Annotated in this window: 1 protein-coding gene; it reads left to right on the top strand. The window is 68.6% G+C overall.

Features of this window, described 5'->3' with window-relative positions; all coding sequences use genetic code 11:
- Nucleotides 1-213: 213 nt before the first annotated feature.
- The coding region (locus AC1DZ6_RS23195) for a DUF4982 domain-containing protein (RefSeq protein WP_477099469.1) at nucleotides 214-2,646 on the top strand (2,433 nt) is incomplete at its 3' end.

Raw genomic sequence — 2,646 nt, 5'->3', positions numbered from 1 at the left:
GCACCTGGAAGGTGCTCCGCTGGCCCGGATGGGGGGAAGAACGGGCGAGTGCGTGTGTGGGGAGGGAAGGGACCGAGGTCCAAATCCCAAYGGATAAAGTCCCATAATATGAAACATCATCCGATATAATGAGAATGCTTGACAGCGTGCCGGATGTCAAGCCACAGGTGAGGAAAGGCTCAAAGTGGCCTGGCCAATTTTGGAGGCGGCACGATGCGACGCGTTTCGGGATCGATCCTGGGCTGGCTGTGCGCCGTCTTCTGCTTGAGCCTGGCCGGCGCCGCGGCCGCCGCGCCACGGATCGACCGGCCCTTCAATGACGGCTGGCGCATGGCGGTCGGCGAGATCGCCGGCGCCCAGACCCCTGACTTCGACGACGCCGCCTGGAAGCCCGTCACCCTGCCGCGCGCCTGGAACGAGGACGAAGCCTTCAAGGTCGACATCCACGACCTGAAGGGCGCGATCGTCTGGTACCGCAAGCGCCTGGTCCTGCCGACCGAGGTCGGTCCGGCGGTGGGCGGCAAGGCCTTCATCGAGTTCGAGGGCGTGCGGCAGGCCGGCGACGTCTATGTGAACGGCGTGTTGGTCGGCGGCCACGAGAACGGCGTCACGGCCTTCGGCGTCGACGCCACCAAGGCCCTCAAGCCCGCCCCGTTCGTCAACGTGATCGTCGTGCGGGTCGACAGCGACTGGAAGTACAAGGAGCGCGCCACGGGCAGCGGCTTCCAGTGGAACAACGACAATTTCAACGTCAACTACGGGGGCATCCATCGGGCGGTTCGGCTGCACCTGACCGGCGCCCTGCACCAGACCCTGCCGCTCTATTCCAGCCTGGGCACGACCGGCGTCTATGTCTGGGCCGACGCTTTCGACATCAAGGGCGGAAGGGCGAGCGTCCACGCCGAGTCGCAGGTGCGCAACGAGTCCGACCGGCCGCGCACCTTCAGCTATCGGGTGACCCTGCGCGACGTCGACGGCAAGCCGGCCGGCGCCTTCACCGGTCCGACCGTGACCCTGGCCCCCGGCGAGACCCGCACGATCACCGCCCAGGCGCCGCTGAAGGGCCTGCATTTCTGGAGCTGGGGCTACGGCTATCTCTACGCCGTGACGACGGAGCTGGTGGAGGACGGCGCGGCAGTCGACGCGGTCGTCACCCGCACGGGCTTCCGCAAGACCGAATTCCGCAATGGGATGATCTTCCTCAACGACCGGGTCATGCAGGTGCACGGCTACGCCCAGCGCACCTCCAACGAATGGCCGGCCCTGGGGACCGACATCCCGCCGTGGATCAGCGACGTCTCCAACGGCCTGCTCGTCGAGAGCGGCGGCAATCTGGTTCGCTGGATGCACATCACGCCGGCCGCCCAGGACGTGCAGTCGGCCGACCGCGTGGGCCTGCCCCAGGCCATGCCGGCCGGCGACGCCGAGAGCGACGTCACGGGCCGCCGCTGGGAGCAGCGGGTCGAGGTGATGCGCGACGCCATTGTCCGCTTCCGCAACAACCCCTCGATCCTGTTCTACGAGGGCGGCAACGAGAACATCAGCGACGCGCACATGGCCGAACTCAAGGCCGTCCGCGACCAGTTCGACCCGCACGGCGGCCGGGCCATCGGCTCGCGCGAGATGCTGTCCAGCAAGGTCGCCGAGTACGGCGGCGAGATGCTCTACATCAACAAGAGCGGGACCAAGCCGGTCTGGGCCATGGAATATTCCCGCGACGAGGCGGCGCGGAAGTTCCAGGACGACTTCACCCCGCCGTTCCACATCGACAGCCCCGACTACAACCGCAACCAGGACAGCCACGCGGCCGAGGACGTGCGCCGCTGGTTCGACTACTGGCGCGAACGGCCCGGCGGCGGCGACCGCGTCAGCTCGGGCGGGGTCAACATCATCTTCTCCGACAGCAACACCCACTTCCGCGGCGACAACAACTACCGCCGCAGCGGCGAGGTCGACGCCATGCGCCTGCCCAAGGCGGGCTTCTACGCCCATCAGGTGATGTGGGACGGCTGGGTCGACGTGGAGCATCCGCGCAGCCACATCATCGGCCACTGGAACTATGCGCCGGGCACGACCAAGGACGTGCTGGTGGTGTCCAGCGCCGACAGCGTCGAGCTGCTGCTGAACAGCAGGTCGCTGGGCAAGGGCGTGAAGTCGGACGGCTTCCTGTTCACCTTCAAGGCCGTGGCCTGGGCGCCCGGAGCCCTGCGCGCGGTCGGCCGCGACGCCGGCGGCAAGGTCGTCTCGAGCGATGAGCGCCTCACCACCGGCCCGGCCGTGGCGCTGCGTCTGACGCCGCATGTCGGTCCGTCCGGTTGGCGGGCTGACGCGGCCGACATCGCCCTGGTCGATGTCGAGGCGGTGGACGCCCAGGGGCGGCGCGTGCCGACGGCGCTGGACCTGGTGAAGTTCGACGTCGCCGGTCCCGCCGAATGGCGCGGCGGCATCGCCCAGGGTGACTCCAAGGGCGCCGCCAAGCCGACGCAGGCGCCGGCCTCCTCGGGTGAGGTCGTCACCGGGGCGCACACGGTCGACGGGGTCACCTCCTATGCCGGCGCCTCGCGCGCCGACGACAACTACATCCTGTCCCGTGAGCTGCCGGTCGAGGCCGGGATCAACCGCGTGGCCCTGCGCTCGACGCTGGAC

The sequence above is a fragment of the Caulobacter sp. P1_B12_2 genome, assembly GCF_056406675.1.
This window is presented reverse-complemented; position numbering and strand designations above follow the sequence as displayed.